This is a genomic window from Vibrio sp. QJM3NY_27 (genome assembly GCF_057785955.1).
In genome coordinates this window covers 2,765,996-2,783,608 of record NZ_CM173511.1, presented here as the reverse complement: position 1 = coordinate 2,783,608, position 17,613 = coordinate 2,765,996, and the positions used below count along the sequence as shown (strand labels likewise).

The following is a 17,613-nucleotide window of genomic DNA, read 5'->3' as shown; positions in this document are numbered from 1 at the left end:
TAAGCATGAAAAGTGTACAAAGTAAGTACCTGATACTCAGAGAAAATTTATAAAATCCAACTGCGTGCTTTCTACGTATTGCAGTCTGAGTAACGTCATTCTTAACATTGAAATGGAGATTCAATATGTCAGAAGTGACACAACAACCTACGCATTATCGCTTGTTAAACGTTTTAAAGGCTATTGGGCCTTACTTGAGGGAGCCGCAATCAGAAGATGGTCATTACATTTTTGATTGCTTGTCTGTGTGTGTGAACGATAAAAAGTCACCAGAAGAGCGTGAGTTCTGGGGCTGGTGGTTAGAGTTGGATAAGTCGGAAGAAGGATTCTCGGCGAAGTACAACACGGGTAAATACAACATTGATGGTAACTGGGATCCTTTGCCATTACCTAAAAAGGCGGTCGCTGAGGTGTCTCGAACTCAAGAAGCCTTTCACCAAAAGCTGGTTGACGAACTTCAAAAGAAATTTGAAATCGGCGTTCAGTTAGACGAAGAGTCTGTCGAATTCGTCTGATTTTGAAGGTTACTCTTCTCTATAAAGCAAAAAGGTGCGATTTCGCACCTTTTCTGCTTGTGAATTCCCCTGTTGATTGCTAAAACATCACCTCTTATTTGTTTTATTCATAAAAGACTTCATGACAACAAATCATCAAAGCGGGACAACAACACAGCGTAAAACTGTCGTTGTTAAACTGGGTACCAGTGTCTTAACTGGTGGAACATTGGCATTAGACCGCGCTCACATGGTTGAGCTGGTTCGTCAATGTGCTGAATTAAAAAAACAAGGCCACTCTGTGGTTATGGTTTCGTCTGGCGCAATTGCGGCCGGACGTGAGCACCTTGGTTACCCCGCACTTCCCAACTCAATGGCGAGCAAACAATTGCTTGCGGCAGTTGGGCAAAGTCAGTTGATTCAAGTTTGGGAGTCTTTGTTTGCTATCTATGGCCTTAAGATTGGCCAGATGCTACTGACTCGTGCTGATCTCGATGATCGCGAGCGTTTTCTGAATGCACGTGACACGATCAACGCGCTCGTTGAGCACGATATTATTCCGGTAGTAAACGAAAACGACGCAGTAGCCACCAATGAAATTAAAGTGGGCGACAACGATAACTTGTCGGCACTGGTTGGTATTTTATGTGGCGCTGATAAGCTTTTGTTACTCACTGACCAAAAAGGCCTGTTTACCGCAGACCCTCGTAAAGACCCAAATGCTGAGCTCATCAAAGAAGTAAAAACCATTGATGACACACTGCGTAAGATCGCAGGCGGAAGTGGTACTACGTTAGGTACTGGCGGCATGGCGACAAAACTGCAGGCAGCTGATATTGCTCGTCGTGCGGGTATTGAAGTGATTATTGCTGCGGGCAGTGCTGAAAATGTGGTGTTTGATTCATTGAGTGACAACCCACAAGGCACGCGTTTCTTGCCTTTAGCTGAAGCGCTTGAAAACCGTAAACGTTGGATTCTAGCAGGCCCAGCTTCTGCTGGTGACATCGTAGTCGACGATGGAGCGGTGAACGCAGTTAACACTAAAGGCAGTAGCTTGTTGGCGAAAGGGGTTGTTCGAGTTAAAGGCGAATTCTCTCGTGGTGAAGTCACCCAAGTCACAGACAGTAAAGGCAAAGTCATTGCGCGTGGTATCGCCAGTTATTCAAGCCAAGACCTAGCAAAAATTGCAGGCAAGCACAGTAAAGATATTGGCGACATTCTGGGATACGATTATGGGTCAGAAGTCATTCACCGTGACGACCTTGTTGTAATCCAAGAGTAGCTTGTGATGATAAGGCGAATCGCCTTTTTGCATCCAAAGACAGACAGAATTTAGGGAGAGTTAAACGTGGATTTAACTAACATGGGTATTGCAGCAAAAGACGCTGCTTTCCACCTAGCGACCGCATCTACGGCGCAAAAGAATAAAGCATTGGCGATCATCGCTGATGAGCTAGAAGCAAACGCTGCAACGATTTTAGAAGCGAACGCAAAAGACATCGAACTTGGCCGTGAAGCCGGTCTGACTGACGCACTGCTTGATCGTCTACTTCTCAACGAAGAGCGCTTAACCGGTATCGCTAATGATGTGCGTAACGTGATTAGCCTGAACGACCCTGTGGGCAGCGAAATGGACAGTAAGGTACTGGAAAACGGTATGTCACTGTCTCGCCGCCGTGTGCCACTTGGTGTGGTCGGTGTTATCTATGAAGCGCGTCCAAACGTAACTATCGATATTGCAGCACTGTGTCTGAAAACTGGTAACGCAAGCATTCTACGTGGTGGTAAAGAGACGTTCTTCTCGAACATGGAACTGGTTAAAGTTATCCAGTCTGCATTAGAGAAAGCTGAGCTTCCTGCCGCTTCTGTGCAGTACATCGAGAAGCCAGATCGTGAACTTGTGTCTCAACTGCTTAAACTGGATGACTACGTGGATATGATTATTCCTCGTGGCGGCGCTGGCTTACACAAGATGTGTAAAGAGAACAGCACCATTCCAGTGATCATTGGCGGTTTTGGTATCAGTCATATCTTTGTTGATGAAAGCGCTGATCTTGAGAAGTCTGTTGATGTGGTTGAAAACTCGAAAGTTCAACGCCCATCTGCATGTAACTCGCTAGATACATTACTAGTGCATGAAGCGGTTGCTGAGGCTTTCCTTGCTAAGCTGACACAGCGTTTAGCAGGCAAGGTTACCTTGGTTGCTGACATTAGCGCAAAATCTCTGATAGCAGGTTTTGAAGACCAACGTGATGCAGTTGAAGGCGACTTTGACACTGAATGGCTAAGCTACACGCTAGGCGTAAAAGTGGTAGCGGATGTGGCAGAAGCGATTGACCACATGCGTGTACACAACGCGAGTCACTCAGATGCTATCATGACCAACAGCCTAGAGAGCTCAGAGCGCTTTATTAACTCTGTCGGTTCTGCGGCGGTTTATGTGAATGCATCAACACGTTTTACTGATGGCGCACAGTTTGGTTTAGGCGCTGAAGTCGCAGTCTCAACCCAGAAGCTGCACGCTCGCGGCCCAATGGGCTTAGAAGAACTGACAAGCTACAAATGGGTAGGTAAAGCGAACTATTTGATTCGCGGTTAACGCTGGTCGTTAATTTTACTCCTCAGCTCATTTTTGAAATGGCGATCGAGTAGCAATAATCAATGAATCACCACACAAAAGGGCCTTAATTGGCCCTTTTTCTTTCCTAACGTTTGGCAATTCCGTTACACTGATATTCAATTATTTGGAGGTGATATGCATTGTCCTTTTTGTTCAGAGAACGACACTAAAGTAATCGATTCAAGACTGGTAGCCGATGGCCATCAGGTTCGTCGTCGCCGTCAATGCCTTGCATGTAGTGAACGTTTTACGACTTTCGAATCGGCAGAACTTGTGATGCCGAAAGTCATAAAGTCGAATGGAAACCGCGAACCATTTAATGAAGATAAAATGGTGGGTGGTGTACAGCGCGCCCTAGAAAAACGCCCAGTGAGTGCTGATGCGATTGAACTTGCGATCAGTACGATTAAGTCACAACTCCGTGCAACTGGTGAGCGTGAAGTACCAAGCGAGATGATTGGTAATCTTGTTATGGGTCAATTGAAAGAATTGGATAAAGTGGCGTACATTCGTTTTGCCTCTGTTTATCGCAGCTTTGAAGACATCCGAGAGTTTGGCGAAGAAATCGCTAAATTAGAGGATTAACGCCTCAGTCATGTCAAACTTTACTCCCCTAGATTTTCAAATGATGTCGCGTGCTATTCAGTTAGCAAAGCGCGGCATTTACACCACTGCCCCAAACCCGAATGTGGGTTGTGTCATTGTACAAACCGACGGTCAGATCGTTGGTGAAGGTTTTCATGCTAAAGCTGGCGAACCTCATGCTGAAGTGCACGCTATGCGAATGGCGGGCGACAAGGCAAAAGGCGCGACCGCTTATGTCACGCTAGAACCTTGTTCGCACTATGGTCGAACACCACCTTGTGCTGAAGGCTTGATTAAGGCTCAAGTTTCAAAAGTAATTTGTGCCATGCAAGACCCAAACCCGAAGGTCGCAGGCCGTGGTATCAAAATGCTACGCGACGCCGGCATTGAGGTTGAAATCGGTTTATTAGAGCAAGATGCTCTCGACTTGAACCCCGCATTTATCAAGCGTATGCAAACTGGCATGCCATTCGTTCAGTTAAAGATGGCGGCTAGCCTCGATGGGCAAACGGCATTGGAAAATGGTCAAAGCCAGTGGATCACATCGCCAGAAGCGCGTCGTGATGTTCAGAACTACCGAGCAAAATCAGGCGCTGTGCTATCAACTAGCCAGACGGTGATTGAAGACAACGCGTCGCTGAATGTTCGCTGGGCCGAATTGCCAAGCAGTACCAAAACAAATTACGTTGAAGACGAGCTGCGTCAGCCGATTCGCGTGATTCTTGATCGCCAAAATCAGCTGTATCCTGAGCTCAAGTTATTCCAGACTCCCACTTCGGTATTGAGAGTTGCTGAAACCTATGCTGATATTGAGGTCGGAACAACGGATGCTGGTCAGCTTGATTTACACGATTTGATGCGTCAATTGCCAGCGAACCATATCGATCATATTTGGGTCGAAGCGGGCGCGACATTGGCAAAAAGCTTGATTGAAGCACAGTTAGTGGATGAGCTAATCCTCTATTTAGCGCCTAAACTTATGGGCAGTGACGGACGAGGTTTAATGGGCGCATTAGGGCTCACTTCAATGTCTAATGTGATTGACCTAGAAATTAAAGATGTTCGACAGGTTGGCGTGGATATTCGCATCGTGGCTAAACCTATTATTGCTAAATCAATTGTTACGAAACCACAGTAGAAATAGTTACTCCAACTGCATACGTGTCGTTGACAACAAAAAGAGTTTTAAAATGTTTACAGGAATTGTAGAAGCCGTAGGTACATTGAGTGCAATCACTCCCCGCGGAGAAGACATCACCGTAACGGTTAATGTTGGTAATCTTGATATGGCTGACGTTAAGTTAGGCGACAGTATCGCGACCAATGGTGTGTGTTTGACGGTCGTTGAGTATAACGACCACAGCTACAGTGCAGACCTTTCGCTTGAGACCCTGAAAAAAACGGGTTTTGTGGATTACCAAGCTGGCGATAAGGTCAACCTAGAGAAAGCAATGCTACCGACCACGCGTTTCGGTGGTCATATCGTATCGGGTCACGTTGATGGTGTCGGTGAGATTGTTGAGCGTAACCAAGTTGGTCGTGCGATTGAGTTCTGGGTTGAAATGCCATCAGAGATCTCAAAGTACGTGGCTCAAAAAGGTTCAGTCACCGTAGATGGTATTAGCCTGACTGTGAATGATTTACGCAAGAATGCGTTTAAGCTGACGATCGTTCCTCACACCTCTTCAGAAACGACCATTGATCAATTCAATGTTGGTCGTAAAGTGAATCTAGAAGTCGATGTATTAGCGCGTTATATGGAGCGTCTACTGCAAGGCCAGCAGCAAGAGTCTGAGCCTGAATCTCGATTAACGATGGAATTCTTACAGCAGAATGGTTTTGCCTAATCGTTGGTACAAAGTGTGTTAAGCGAGACTTTGTAAAGCGAAGCAATATCATCAGGTTTAAATAGTGTCGGTTCTAGGAAGCAGAACCATTTCAAAGGATATAGAACAATGCCAATTAGTACTCCTCAAGAAATTATTGAAGACATTCGCCTAGGAAAAATGGTTATCCTGATGGATGATGAAGATCGCGAGAATGAAGGCGATCTGATCATGGCAGCAGAACATGTGACGCCAGAAGCGATTAACTTCATGGCGATGTATGGCCGTGGCTTAATCTGCCTAACGTTGACCAAAGAGCGTTCAAATCGCATGGGTCTAGCGCCTATGGTTCAAGACAACAATGCTCAATACACGACAAACTTTACGGTTTCAATTGAAGCTGCTGAGGGCGTAACAACGGGTATTTCTGCGTCAGACCGCGCTGTTACCGTTCAAGCGGCTGTGGCAAAAGATGCGAAAGCGGCTGACTTAGTTCAACCTGGTCATATCTTCCCACTGACAGCTCAAGAAGGTGGTGTTCTAACACGCGCAGGCCACACAGAAGCAGGTTGTGATTTAGCTCGTCTAGCAGGTTGTGAGCCAGCATCTGTTATCGTTGAGATCCTAAATGACGACGGCACCATGGCACGTCGCCCTGATCTTGAAGTCTTCGCTGAAAAACACGATATCAAATTAGGCACCATTGCTGACTTGATTGAATACCGCAACAACACAGAAACGACGATTGAACGCGTAGCACAATGTCATTTGCCAACAGAGTTTGGTGACTTTGAGCTTGTGACTTACCGTGACACGATTGATAACCAGATCCACTACGCGATGCAAAAAGGCGACCTGTCTGTAGGCGCTCCTCTAGTACGTGTTCACCTGCATGACACGTTTACCGATTTACTTCACTCAGACCGTGGTACAGAGCGTAGCTGGTCACTAGATAAAGCGATGAAGCGCATTGGCGATGAAGGCGGTGTGTTGGTTATTCTTGGCAACGAAGAGTCGTCTGATTCTTTGATTCACAAAGTGAAGACATTCGAAGCGCAAGACAAGAACGAGCAGCCAACCATGGCGAAGAAGCAAGGTACCTCGCGTCGTGTTGGTGTGGGTTCTCAGATTCTACAAGACCTAGGCGTGCACGATATGCGTCTGCTTTCTTCAAGCACCAAGCGTTACCACGCATTGGGTGGCTTTGGTCTTAACGTTGTTGAGTATGTTTGCGAGTAAGTCGATATATCTCTGTTTATAGCAACATAATTTACCGATGATTCCAGTAGCTCTTTTGGTGATTAGTTTTGCCAAAAGAGCAAAGTAGTTAAGCCCGATTCAAAACGTGTTAAATACACGAGCTTGACTACTGGTTGCTCCTATATGGTTGAGAGCCGTGCTGCGTTATCATCTTTACATCTCCGGTGTCTGTTCTTCTAAATTAGCATTAGATATTGCTCACAGTTTTGTGCTAGAATCCGGCGATTCTCACTTGATGAAAATAGTTAAAGGAAGGCTTATGAAAGTGATCGAGGGTGGCTTCCCAGCGCCAAATGCAAAAATTGCTATCGTTATTGCTCGTTTCAACAGTTTTATTAACGAAAGTTTACTTTCTGGTGCAATCGATACTTTAAAGCGTCATGGACAAGTAAGCGAAGACAACATCACTGTTGTTCGTTGCCCTGGTGCAGTAGAACTTCCACTTGTAGCGCAACGCGTTGCAAAAACAGGTAAGTTCGATGCGATTGTATCTCTTGGTACAGTAATCCGTGGCGGTACACCTCACTTTGACTATGTTTGTAGTGAATGTAATAAAGGTTTGGCACAAGTGTCTCTGGAATTTTCTCTTCCAGTAGCGTTTGGTGTTCTTACTGTTGATACGATCGATCAAGCTATTGAACGCGCAGGAACCAAGGCTGGTAATAAGGGTGCAGAAGCCGCACTTAGCGCACTTGAGATGATCAACGTTCTTTCTGAAATCGATTCCTAATGGGGGCCAGTGTGAAACCAGCCGCACGTCGTAACGCACGTCAATTTGCTCTACAAGCAATTTATTCTTGGCAAATTACTAAAGAAAATATTGCTACCGTTGAAGAACAGTTCTTATCTGGTGGTAAGTATGATGAAGAAGAGCATCATGCCGCAGAACCTGCTCTCGCTATGCCAGAAACAGACGTTGCATACTTCCGCGACTTACTAACTGGTGTTGCTCTTAGCCACATGGAACTTGATAGCAAGCTTCGTCCATTCGTATCTCGCCCTATGCAAGATCTGGATTTGATGGAACTAGCGCTTCTACGTTTAGCTATGTACGAGATGACTCGTCGCGAAGATGTACCATACAAAGTGGTTATCAACGAAGCTATCGAGCTTGCAAAAGTATTTGCAGCAGAAGACAGCCATAAGTTTGTTAACGGTGTGCTTGATAAAGCTGCACCACACGTTCGTAAGAAATAAGACGTTCGTATATTGAATCTAAAGGTCAGCTTTTATGCTGGCCTTTTTTGTAACTAAATTTCTGTAATATTAATAATACCAATCGTAGTAAATAACTGGTCACCCTAGCTTGCTAAAACGCTCGATAACTGCGTTAGAATTTTTGATTGTAGAATAACTACTTATCGAAAAATTCTGCCTTGTTCTCAAGCCTTTTCCCTACGCTAATTTTGATCATTTACTTACTGTGATTGGTATAATTACGGTGATTTGTATGAAGACTAAAGATAGGGCATGTGATGTCTGGCGAATTTAACCTGATTGAAAAATATTTTGTAAATCGACAACCACAACGTAAAGACGTACATCTGGCTGCGGGCGATGACTGCGCTTTAGTCAAAGCACCAAGTAATGTTGAGATAGCGATCAGCACCGACACCTTAGTTGCAGGCACACATTTCTTAGCAGAGGCTAACCCTGCTTGGGTGGCACACAAGGCTTTGGCTTCGAATATTAGCGACCTTGCTGCGATGGGTGCGACACCTGCTTGGGTTTCATTTGCGTTAACTATGCCAGAAGTTGATGAAGAATGGCTTGCTCCCTTCTGTGACTCCTTCTTCAAGCTCGCTGACTACTTTGGTATTCAGTTAATTGGCGGTGATACAACCAAAGGGCCCCTAAGTCTGACATTGACTGTACAAGGTTTTGTGCCAGAAGGTCGAGCACTGCGTAGAGATGGCGCTAAAGTGGGCGACTGGATTTACGTAACGGGTAACCTAGGTGATAGCAAAGCCGGCTTAGAAGTATTGCTTGATCCTGAACAGAACAAAGTCAAATCTTATGCTCTCGAGCTTGAAGAAAGACACTATATGAGCGTTCCTCGAGTATTGGCTGGTCAAGCGCTAGTGAACCTTGCTTCGTCTGCTATTGATATCTCTGACGGTGTTATTGCTGATTTAAAACATATCCTTAAGCGTTCTCAGGTTGGTGCGAGCATTGATGTGAGTACGCTGCCAATTTCTCCAGAACTACGCCAGTTCGCATCTGATATTGCTTCGGCTCAACAGTATGCGTTGACCAGTGGTGAAGAGTACGAACTGTGCTTTACTGTGCCGGAAGAGAATAAAGGCTCATTGGAAAGTGCTTTGTCACACACTGGAACAAAAGTCACCTGCATTGGCCAGATAAGACCTGTAGAATATTTTGAATTACACAATAATGGTGAACCACTGAGTTGGAACTTAACTGGTTACGATCACTTTAAGGTTAATTGATGACAAACCCACTTTCTGCAATCTCTCTTAAAAATCCTTGGCACTTATTGGCAACGGGTTTTGGTAGTGGCTTATCGCCGATTATTCCCGGCACCATGGGCACGCTTGCGTCGATCCCATTTTATCTATTGCTGGTTCAGTTACCTTTCCCTATTTATGTCATTCTTGTGGTTGTGAGCTGCATTATTGGTATCAAAATATGCCAAGTGACGTCTGATGACATGGGCGTGCACGATCACGGCTCTATTGTATGGGATGAGTTTGCGGGCTTTTGGATCACCATGGGCCTAGTGCCGTTGTTGGGTATTCCTGTTAATGATTGGAAATGGCTATTTGCTGGCTTTGTTCTGTTTCGTTTTTTCGATATGGTAAAGCCTTGGCCAATTGGTTGGTTAGACAAGCGAGTTCACGGCGGCTTAGGTATCATGATTGATGATATCGTGGCGGGTATTATGGCGGCGATTTCGCTGTATGCAGTGGCTCATTTTTCAGGTTGGCTCGTTTAAGAATCAATATCCAAAGCACTGACGATAATAGATCAAAACAAGGAATTACAATGTCTAAGAAGGTTTACTGCGTTGCTCAATTTCAGCCTAAAGAAGGCAAATTGAACGAGTTGTTTGAAGTGTTAAAGTCACTAGAGCCAAACACAATGCGTGAAGACGGTTGTATCCAATATACAGTGACTCGTCACATCAAGAGCCCATTTGCTGAAGGTGAGAGTTTCCCTATCGCATTCAATGAAATCTGGGCAGACAACGAAGCGTTTGAAGCGCATTGCCAACGTCGTGAGATTCAGCAATTCTTCCAAGAGCAGTGCGTTGAAGAGACAGGCTTGGTTGAGAACTTCAACGTTGCTATCTACTCTGACGAACCAGAGAACTATGACGCACCAGTACTTAAGCCTTGTTGCTAAGCAGGCTTAATTGCTAATAACTAACAGCTAAACAACGAATAGTTTATCAGTTAGCAGATACTAAAAAGGTTGACCCTAGGGCCAACCTTTTTTGTTTTGCAGCTTATGCTGTTTGCTTGTGAAAGCTATTTGGCAAGGTAGTCGGAGATAGACTTCTCAATACCTTTCGCATCTAAGCCAAGCTCTTCATGCAGCTCACCTTGAGTACCTTGAGCAATAAATTTGTCAGGTAGGCCAAGGTTTAAAACAGGCATCAGTAGTTTTTCTTGCATCAAGAACTCAATCACACCCGCGCCCGCACCACCTGCAATCGCGTTCTCTTCGATAGTCACGAGGACATCGTGGTCAGCAGCAAGTTGTTTGATCAGAGCTTCATCTAGCGGTTTCACAAAACGCATGTCTGCAACTGTCGCATTGATAGCGTCTGCGGTTTGAAGTGCACTTTCAAGGAAAGTGCCAAAGCTCAGGATAGCGACCTTCGAGCCATCTTTTGCTTTTGCACTTTCGCGAACGATACGACCTTTACCAATCTCAAGAGCGGTAAACTCACTTTGAATCTCAGTACCCATGCCATTACCGCGAGGGTAACGAACGGCACTTGGCCCCGTGTGCTGGTGACCGGTGTAAAGCATTTGGCGACATTCGTTTTCGTCGCTTGGTGCCATGATCACCATATTTGGAATGCAACGCATAAAGCTTAAGTCGAACGCACCTTGGTGTGTTTGACCATCGGCACCGACAAGACCTGCACGGTCAATAGCGAACATAACCGGTAGATCCATGATTGCCACATCGTGGATCAGTTGATCATAGCCACGTTGTAGGAAAGTCGAGTAGATAGCCACAATTGGCTTATCACCGGCAATCGCCATACCGGTTGCTAGAGTCACAGCATGCTGCTCAGCAATCGCTACGTCGAAGTATTGATCTGGATACTCTTTCGAGAAGCGCACCATACCAGAACCTTCACGCATTGCTGGCGTTATCGCCATTAGCTTAGGATCTTGAGCGGCCATATCACACAGGAAGTCGCCAAAAATCTTAGAGAAAGTTGGTTTAGAGCTGGTGCTCTTAGGCAGACTTGAATGTGCAGGATCGAACTTAGGTACGCCATGGTAGCCAATTGGATCTTTCTCAGCTGGCTCGTAGCCTTTGCCTTTCTTCGTCATGATATGCAGGAACTGAGGGCCTTTAAGATCTCTCATGTTCTTCAGCGTTTTAATCAGCTCATTGACATCGTGACCATCAATTGGACCAATGTAGTTAAAGCCTAACTCTTCAAACATGGTGCCGGGGACAACCATGCCTTTTAAATGTTCTTCTGTACGACGAACGAGCTCTTTAATCGGCGGAACACCTGATAGCACTTTCTTGCCACCCTCACGAATTGACGTGTAAAGACTGCCAGAAAGAACTTGAGCGAGGTGGTTGTTTAGAGCACCGACGTTTTCAGAGATCGACATTTCGTTATCGTTAAGGATAACCAGCATGTCATTGTGAATATCGCCCGCGTGGTTCATGGCTTCGAAGGCCATACCTGCGGTAATTGCGCCATCACCAATCACACTCACGACTTTACGGTTCTTACCTTCTTTCTTCGCACTGATCGCCATACCGAGTCCGGCGCTGATCGATGTTGAAGAGTGACCAACAGATAGGGTGTCGTATTCGCTCTCTTGACGCCATGGGAATGGGTGCAGTCCATCTTTTTGACGGATAGTCGACAAGCGGTCGCGACGACCCGTAAGAATCTTGTGTGGATAGGCTTGGTGGCCAACATCCCAAACCAATTGGTCAAAAGGCGTGTTGTACACATAGTGCAGAGCAACGGTTAGCTCTACTGTACCTAAGCCTGACGCTAAGTGACCACTTGACTGGCTCACCGAGTTAAGAAGATAGGTACGTAATTCATCACAAAGCTGTGTAAGCGTCTCTTTTGGAAGTAGACGCAAATCCTCTGGCTTATCAGCCAAAGCAAGAGTTGGGTACTTTGATATATCAAGAGTCATAGGTAATGCGCGCTTATTGTCTTAGTTCTTGCGCTCGATGACGTATCGGGCGAACTCTTCGAGTGACTGGGTATTGTATGGGATTGCAGCCAAAGCTTGAAGCGCTTCCTGTAGCAGAGTTTGCGCTTTTTCTTGAGCGCCCTCTAAACCTAACAAAGAAGGGTAGGTGCTTTTGTTCAAATCTTGGTCAGAGCCCTGTGGTTTACCCAAAGTTTCGGTATCGCTAATGATATCTAAAATATCATCCTGAACTTGGAAGGCTAACCCGATTGCATCGGCGTATTTATCTAATTGAGGCATCACTTCAAACGCTTTTTCGCCAGCAGCCAGAGCACCTAAACGAATCGCACTCTTCATTAGAGCGCCAGTCTTGTTACGGTGAACTTCTTCTAACTCTTCTAGCGTGACAGAGCGGTTTTCAGCTTCAATATCAAGCGCTTGTCCAATGCACATACCTTGTGCACCAGACGCTTCAGCTAGGCGTTGAATCATTCGAACGCGATTGCTTTCCCCGTCAGCACTTAATGTGCCTTCCGCAAGTATAGTAAACGCGAGAGTTTGTAGGGCATCGCCAGTTAAAATTGCCGTTGCTTCATCGTATTTGATGTGACAAGTCTGATGGCCACGACGAAGTTCATCGTCGTCCATTGCTGGAAGGTCGTCGTGAATCAGAGAATAGGCATGAATACATTCGATTGCAGAAGCTGGAGTGTCGAGTTCTTCAGCGGTACAGCCGAGCATTTCCCCTGTAATGTAGACAAGAAATGGACGTGCGCGTTTGCCGCCTAAAAGTAACCCATAACGCATCGCGTTGATAAGGTTCTGATTTTGGTGTGGCAGGCGATCAAGCCAAAGGTTCAGCTGCTCGTTATTACGTGCTTGATAAGACAATAAAGTCTCGATCATAGGGGATCTCATACAATTCGTTATTCTGGTTGTGGGTTAAAGTCACTAAGTTCTGCATTTTCATCATTTTGCAGTAAGATGCTAACACGCTGTTCAGCATCGTTTAGTTTACTTTGACCAGCACGAGCGAGGGAGATGCCTCGTTCGAACTTTTTCAGCGCATCATCTAAAGCTAGATCACCATTTTCTAGTTGATCAACCAAGCCATCAAGCTCTTCGATAGCCGCTTCAAAGCTCATATTTTCAGGTTTCTTAGTAGCCATAATAAATCTGCGTTTGGAAATATGAACGAACGTTACCCTAGGCCGCTGAGATGGTCAAATGTAACCAAGAAATTTTGCTAGAAAGTTCGTTTTTAAGGGGCTTGAACTCACTTTGGTTGAATAACCTTAGCTTTATCGAGTTTATGCGCTAAGGATAAGAGCAAAGTAAGCCAATAATTGTGATTCAAAAACGAAAAGTGTGATATTTAGGCCAAGAATTTACTAAAAGATCTTACAGTCTGGCCGATAAAAAGATTATCGTCGACGTAGAGCTACAAAAAAGCATGAGGAGTGCTCAGTGGATTTAGCAACCCTAATAGGTTTGATTGGTGGATTTGCCTTTGTAATCATGGCAATGATCCTAGGTGGAAGCCTCGGGATGTTCTATGACACGACATCCATTTTGATCGTGGTGGGTGGTTCAACGTTTGTTGTTCTAATGAAGTTCACCATGGGACAATTCTTTGGAGCAACCAAAATCGCTGGCAAAGCATTTATGTTTAAGGCCGATGAGCCTGAAGATCTTATCGCTAAAGTGGTAGAGATGGCGGATGCAGCACGTAAAGGTGGCTTCTTGGCACTTGAAGAAATGGAAATCAGCAACAGTTTCATGCAAAAGGGCATCGACCTATTGGTAGATGGCCATGATGGTGATGTGGTGCGTGCTGCACTGCAAAAAGACATCGCATTAACCACAGAGCGTCATGAGCAGGGCGCGAAAGTGTTCTCTGCATTTGGTGATGTTGCACCTGCGATGGGTATGATTGGTACCTTGGTTGGCTTGGTTGCCATGCTTTCTAACATGGATGACCCAAAAGCGATCGGCCCTGCGATGGCGGTTGCACTCTTGACTACGCTTTACGGTGCAATCCTTTCGAACATGGTGTTCTTCCCAATTGCGGACAAGCTTGCGCTGCGTCGTGACCAAGAGACACTAAACCGTCGTCTGGTGATGGATGGTGTATTAGCGATTCAAGATGGTCAGAACCCACGAGTTATCGATGGTTACCTCAAGAGCTACCTCAATGAAGGTAAGCGCACGATTGATGGTGAACCCGCGTAAGAGGAGTTGAAGATGGATGAAGAAAATCCATGTAAATGTCCTCCTCCGGGGTTACCTCAATGGATGGGGACATTTGCTGACTTGATGTCACTGCTGATGTGTTTCTTCGTACTGCTGCTCTCATTCTCTGAGATGGACGTACTGAAGTTCAAACAGATCGCTGGATCGATGAAATTTGCGTTTGGTGTACAAAACCGCTTGGAAGTGAAAGATATTCCTAAAGGGACTAGCATCATTGCGCAAGAGTTTCGCCCTGGTCGCCCAGAGCCGACTCCTATCGATGTGATCATGCAGCAGACTATTGATATTACGCAGCAAACGCTTGAGTTTCATGAAGGTGAATCTGAGCGTGCTGGCGGAACAATGCGTGACCAAGGCAAGATGACGGGAGGCAAGTCGCCAGAGGTCTCTACTCATGACAATCAAAACTCTGAGTCAGACCAACAGCAACAGCAAGCCGAAGCTCAATCGCAAGAGATGGAAACCTTGATGGAAAGCATCAAGAAGGCGTTGGAGCGAGAGATCGACCAAGGCGCGATTGAGGTTGAAAACCTTGGCCAGCAGATTGTTATTCGAATTCGTGAGAAAGGTGCGTTCCCATCGGGGTCTGCTTTCCTACAACCTAAGTTTCGACCATTGGTTAGACAGGTCGCTGAACTGGTAAAAGATGTACCGGGCATTGTCCGTATCTCTGGGCACACGGATAACCAGCGACTGGATTCAGAGCTTTATCGTTCTAATTGGGACTTATCATCGCAGCGTGCGGTGTCTGTGGCTCAAGAGATGGAAAAGGTACGTGGCTTCTCTCATCAACGCTTGAGAGTGCGCGGTATGGCCGATACAGAGCCTGTTGAACCCAATGATACTGAATGGCAGCGTAGCCTCAACCGCCGTGTTGAAATCAGCATAATGCAGGGTGAGCCGCTTTATAGTGATGAAGTGCCTGTTATTGGTCAGTAGTAGGCAGAGAGACAGCGATTAGTCTTCAGGTACACATACGTTAGTCAGCAGATAGCATCGAAAGCCCAACCTTATGATGAGGTTGGGCTTTTTGTTTTGTGGTCTTCAATGATGCTCTCAGTTGTATTTATGTCGTTTTGAAATCTGCTACTTTTAATAACAGGCAGTTTAATTATCGGGTTCAAGCAAGCACTCTTTTCCTTGCTTCACTTTCTCATGTATAATTCGCGCCCTTAGATTTAATATTGATCTATTATTGCTTCAATAACTATGTGAAATGACCTTTTACGTGGTGATGAACCTACTAAAATTTGTGAACCTTATTGGCGTGAAAGTACTATGAAATTTATTGTTAAGCCTCATCCGGAAATTTTTATTAAAAGTGAATCGGTGCGTAAGCGCTTCACAAAGATTCTAGAACGTAATATTCGTACTATTCTTCAGCGTCGTACTGAGTCTGTGGCTGTCTTCAACCGTCGTGACTACATCGAAGTGACGTCTGAGAGCGACAAATACTTTAAAGAAACACTCGAAGTATTGACGCAAACTCCGGGTATTCATCACTCCCTTGAAGTTCAGCAATCAGAGTTTAAAGACCTGCATCATATTTACGAGCAAGTTCTTGAGCGAAGCGGTGCTCTTATTGAAGGTAAGACTTTCTCTGTACGTGCTAAGCGTCGTGGTAAACATGACTTTACCTCTATTGAGCTAGAACGCTACGTAGGTGGTGGTTTAAACCAAGCGGTTGAATCAGCAAAAGTAAAACTGAAAAATCCAGATATTACCGTTAAAGTTGAAGTCGAGAACGAGAAGCTAAACCAAGTTATTGAACGTCATAAAGGCCTAGGTGGTTTCCCTCTTGGTACTCAAGAAGATCTGCTTAGCTTGATCTCTGGTGGCTTTGATTCTGGTGTTTCAAGCTACTTACACATCAAACGTGGTTCTAAAGTGCATTACTGCTTCTTCAATCTTGGTGGCCCTGCTCACGAGATTGGTGTTAAGCAAGTTTCTCACTATCTATGGGATAAATACGGTTCATCTGCAAAGGTGAAGTTTATCTCTATCGATTTTGAACCTGTAGTTGCAGAGATCCTTGAGAACGTTGAAGACGGCCAAATGGGCGTTGTTCTTAAGCGTATGTTCATGCGTGCTGGTGGTATGGTTGCAGAGCGTTTCGGTATCGAAGCCCTAGTAACCGGTGAAGCATTAGGTCAGGTTTCTAGCCAAACGCTAACTAACCTTCGCCACATTGACAACGTGACCGATACTTTGATCCTTCGTCCGCTTATTAACTGGGACAAAGAAGACATCATCGACCTGTCTCGTAAGATTGGCACTGAAGACTTTGCGAAAGTAATGCCTGAGTACTGTGGTGTTATTTCTAAGAAGCCAACAGTGAAAGCGAAGAAAGGCAAATTAGAAGCAGAAGAAGCTAAGTTTAACTTTGAAGTGCTGGAGCAAGTGATCGAGAACGCTCGAGTTATGGATATCCGTGACATCGAGAAAGAGAGCCAAGAGCAAGCGCCTGAAGTTGAACAAGTTCAAGCTGTTGCTGAGCACTCGATCGTTCTTGATATCCGTAGCCCAGACGAAGAAGACGAAAGCCCACTAGAGATCGATGGTGTTGAAATTAAACATATCCCGTTCTTCAAGCTTTCGACTCAGTTTGGCGACTTGGACCAAGCAAAAGAGTACTTGCTGTACTGTGATCGTGGTGTAATGAGCCGTCTACAGGCTCTTTATCTAAAAGAGCAAGGCTTCCATAACGTGAAGGTTTACCGCCCATAGTGGTATAGAGTAGCCGAATATTTTGCAAAGCCGTTTACTGAAAAGTAAGCGGCTTTTTTATTTTCTATTGTGATTGTTTTACAGTAGGCAGTAAGAGGCGCGAGTTTGTCGAGTTATCATCATGCTCTGTCTTGAGATTCTGAGATTGAAATGATGGGGTTTGAGTTGGCTTGTAGGTGACCGAAGAAGTGTGAGTACCTGAGGAACTCTGTTACTTTTTAGTGCTATTCAATGGTTGTATTTGTATGTGTTCAGTTGATTATTTGAGTGGGTGTCTGATTCTGTGATTAACGATGAAAAATAACAAAGATTAATTAGTACAGCTATTGATAAACTTATTGTTATTTTTCTTTGCACATAAAAAAACACCGCCCATAAGGCGGTGTAAACAAATTTGACAGACAGGTCAAAATAAATACAGGAAGTACATGTCTCGTTTCAGTATAGAACTGCAACAAAACATTTGGTAGAAC

Annotated in this window: 18 protein-coding genes; 15 read left to right on the top strand and 3 right to left on the bottom strand. The window is 45.1% G+C overall.

Features of this window, described 5'->3' with window-relative positions:
* The first annotated feature begins 125 nt into the window (after nt 1–125).
* The 12 genes from crl (at nt 126) to AC3CIA_RS12330 (ending at nt 10,151) form a co-directional block, all read left to right on the top strand.
* Nucleotides 126–515, top strand: a complete 390-nt coding sequence (gene crl, locus AC3CIA_RS12385; RefSeq protein WP_004734391.1) for a sigma factor-binding protein Crl — start codon at nt 126–128, stop codon at nt 513–515.
* 76 nt (nt 516–591) lie between these two features.
* Complete coding sequence (gene proB / locus AC3CIA_RS12380; protein WP_017084187.1) at nt 592–1,776, top strand: glutamate 5-kinase; 1,185 nt, start codon at nt 592–594, stop codon at nt 1,774–1,776.
* Nucleotides 1,777–1,842: 66 nt separating this feature from the next.
* The gene (locus AC3CIA_RS12375) at nt 1,843–3,093 is read left to right on the top strand and encodes a glutamate-5-semialdehyde dehydrogenase (RefSeq protein ID WP_488518177.1); all 1,251 of its coding nucleotides are present in this window, start codon (nt 1,843–1,845) and stop codon (nt 3,091–3,093) included.
* Nucleotides 3,094–3,249: 156 nt separating this feature from the next.
* Complete coding sequence (nrdR, locus tag AC3CIA_RS12370; protein ID WP_004734394.1) at nt 3,250–3,699, top strand: transcriptional regulator NrdR; 450 nt, start codon at nt 3,250–3,252, stop codon at nt 3,697–3,699.
* Nucleotides 3,700–3,709: 10 nt separating this feature from the next.
* Entirely contained in the window at nt 3,710–4,837 is a 1,128-nt protein-coding gene (gene ribD, locus AC3CIA_RS12365; protein WP_488518176.1) for a bifunctional diaminohydroxyphosphoribosylaminopyrimidine deaminase/5-amino-6-(5-phosphoribosylamino)uracil reductase RibD, read from the top strand.
* Nucleotides 4,838–4,889: 52 nt separating this feature from the next.
* Nucleotides 4,890–5,546, top strand: coding sequence for a riboflavin synthase (locus AC3CIA_RS12360; RefSeq protein WP_017095518.1), 657 nt, complete (start codon nt 4,890–4,892; stop codon nt 5,544–5,546).
* Nucleotides 5,547–5,654: 108 nt separating this feature from the next.
* Nucleotides 5,655–6,764, top strand: coding sequence for a bifunctional 3,4-dihydroxy-2-butanone-4-phosphate synthase/GTP cyclohydrolase II (gene ribBA, locus AC3CIA_RS12355; RefSeq protein WP_004734397.1), 1,110 nt, complete (start codon nt 5,655–5,657; stop codon nt 6,762–6,764).
* Between the two features lie 280 nt (nt 6,765–7,044).
* Nucleotides 7,045–7,515, top strand: coding sequence for a 6,7-dimethyl-8-ribityllumazine synthase (gene ribH / locus AC3CIA_RS12350; protein ID WP_004734398.1), 471 nt, complete (start codon nt 7,045–7,047; stop codon nt 7,513–7,515).
* The gene (gene nusB, locus AC3CIA_RS12345; protein WP_004734399.1) at nt 7,515–7,982 is read left to right on the top strand and encodes a transcription antitermination factor NusB; all 468 of its coding nucleotides are present in this window, start codon (nt 7,515–7,517) and stop codon (nt 7,980–7,982) included. The genes ribH and nusB overlap by 1 nt, the downstream gene beginning before the upstream one ends.
* Nucleotides 7,983–8,260: 278 nt before the next feature.
* Nucleotides 8,261–9,235, top strand: a complete 975-nt coding sequence (gene thiL, locus AC3CIA_RS12340) for a thiamine-phosphate kinase (RefSeq protein WP_114633930.1) — start codon at nt 8,261–8,263, stop codon at nt 9,233–9,235.
* Complete coding sequence (gene pgpA / locus AC3CIA_RS12335) at nt 9,235–9,741, top strand: phosphatidylglycerophosphatase A (RefSeq protein ID WP_029222303.1); 507 nt, start codon at nt 9,235–9,237, stop codon at nt 9,739–9,741. The genes thiL and pgpA overlap by 1 nt, the downstream gene beginning before the upstream one ends.
* Nucleotides 9,742–9,791: 50 nt before the next feature.
* A complete protein-coding gene (locus AC3CIA_RS12330; protein WP_065205060.1) occupies nt 9,792–10,151 on the top strand; it encodes a putative quinol monooxygenase in 360 nt (119 codons plus the stop codon).
* Between the two features lie 125 nt (nt 10,152–10,276).
* On the opposite strand, the gene dxs is transcribed toward AC3CIA_RS12330, so the two are convergent.
* Genes dxs through xseB form a run of 3 tightly spaced genes read right to left on the bottom strand, consistent with a single transcriptional unit; the run spans nt 10,277 to nt 13,329 of the window.
* Nucleotides 10,277–12,160: a 1-deoxy-D-xylulose-5-phosphate synthase gene (dxs, locus tag AC3CIA_RS12325; protein ID WP_171311722.1), complete on the bottom strand. Its 1,884-nt coding sequence runs from the start codon at nt 12,158–12,160 to the stop codon at nt 10,277–10,279.
* Nucleotides 12,161–12,181: 21 nt separating this feature from the next.
* Nucleotides 12,182–13,066, bottom strand: a complete 885-nt coding sequence (gene ispA / locus AC3CIA_RS12320; protein WP_004734404.1) for a (2E,6E)-farnesyl diphosphate synthase — start codon at nt 13,064–13,066, stop codon at nt 12,182–12,184.
* 20 nt (nt 13,067–13,086) lie between these two features.
* Complete coding sequence (xseB, locus tag AC3CIA_RS12315) at nt 13,087–13,329, bottom strand: exodeoxyribonuclease VII small subunit (protein ID WP_004734405.1); 243 nt, start codon at nt 13,327–13,329, stop codon at nt 13,087–13,089.
* Between the two features lie 298 nt (nt 13,330–13,627).
* Between xseB and pomA the strand changes: the two genes are divergently transcribed.
* The 3 genes from pomA to thiI all read left to right on the top strand — a co-directional run bounded on the left by pomA (nt 13,628) and on the right by thiI (nt 17,140).
* Nucleotides 13,628–14,392 (top strand): flagellar motor protein PomA, encoded by a 765-nt coding sequence (pomA, locus tag AC3CIA_RS12310; RefSeq protein WP_004734406.1) that lies wholly within the window; start codon nt 13,628–13,630, stop codon nt 14,390–14,392.
* A gap of 12 nt (nt 14,393–14,404) precedes the next feature.
* Nucleotides 14,405–15,352, top strand: a complete 948-nt coding sequence (locus tag AC3CIA_RS12305; protein WP_004734407.1) for a flagellar motor protein MotB — start codon at nt 14,405–14,407, stop codon at nt 15,350–15,352.
* A 339-nt stretch (nt 15,353–15,691) separates the two neighbouring features.
* The gene (thiI, locus tag AC3CIA_RS12300; RefSeq protein ID WP_065205057.1) at nt 15,692–17,140 is read left to right on the top strand and encodes a tRNA uracil 4-sulfurtransferase ThiI; all 1,449 of its coding nucleotides are present in this window, start codon (nt 15,692–15,694) and stop codon (nt 17,138–17,140) included.
* Nucleotides 17,141–17,613: the final 473 nt, after the last annotated feature.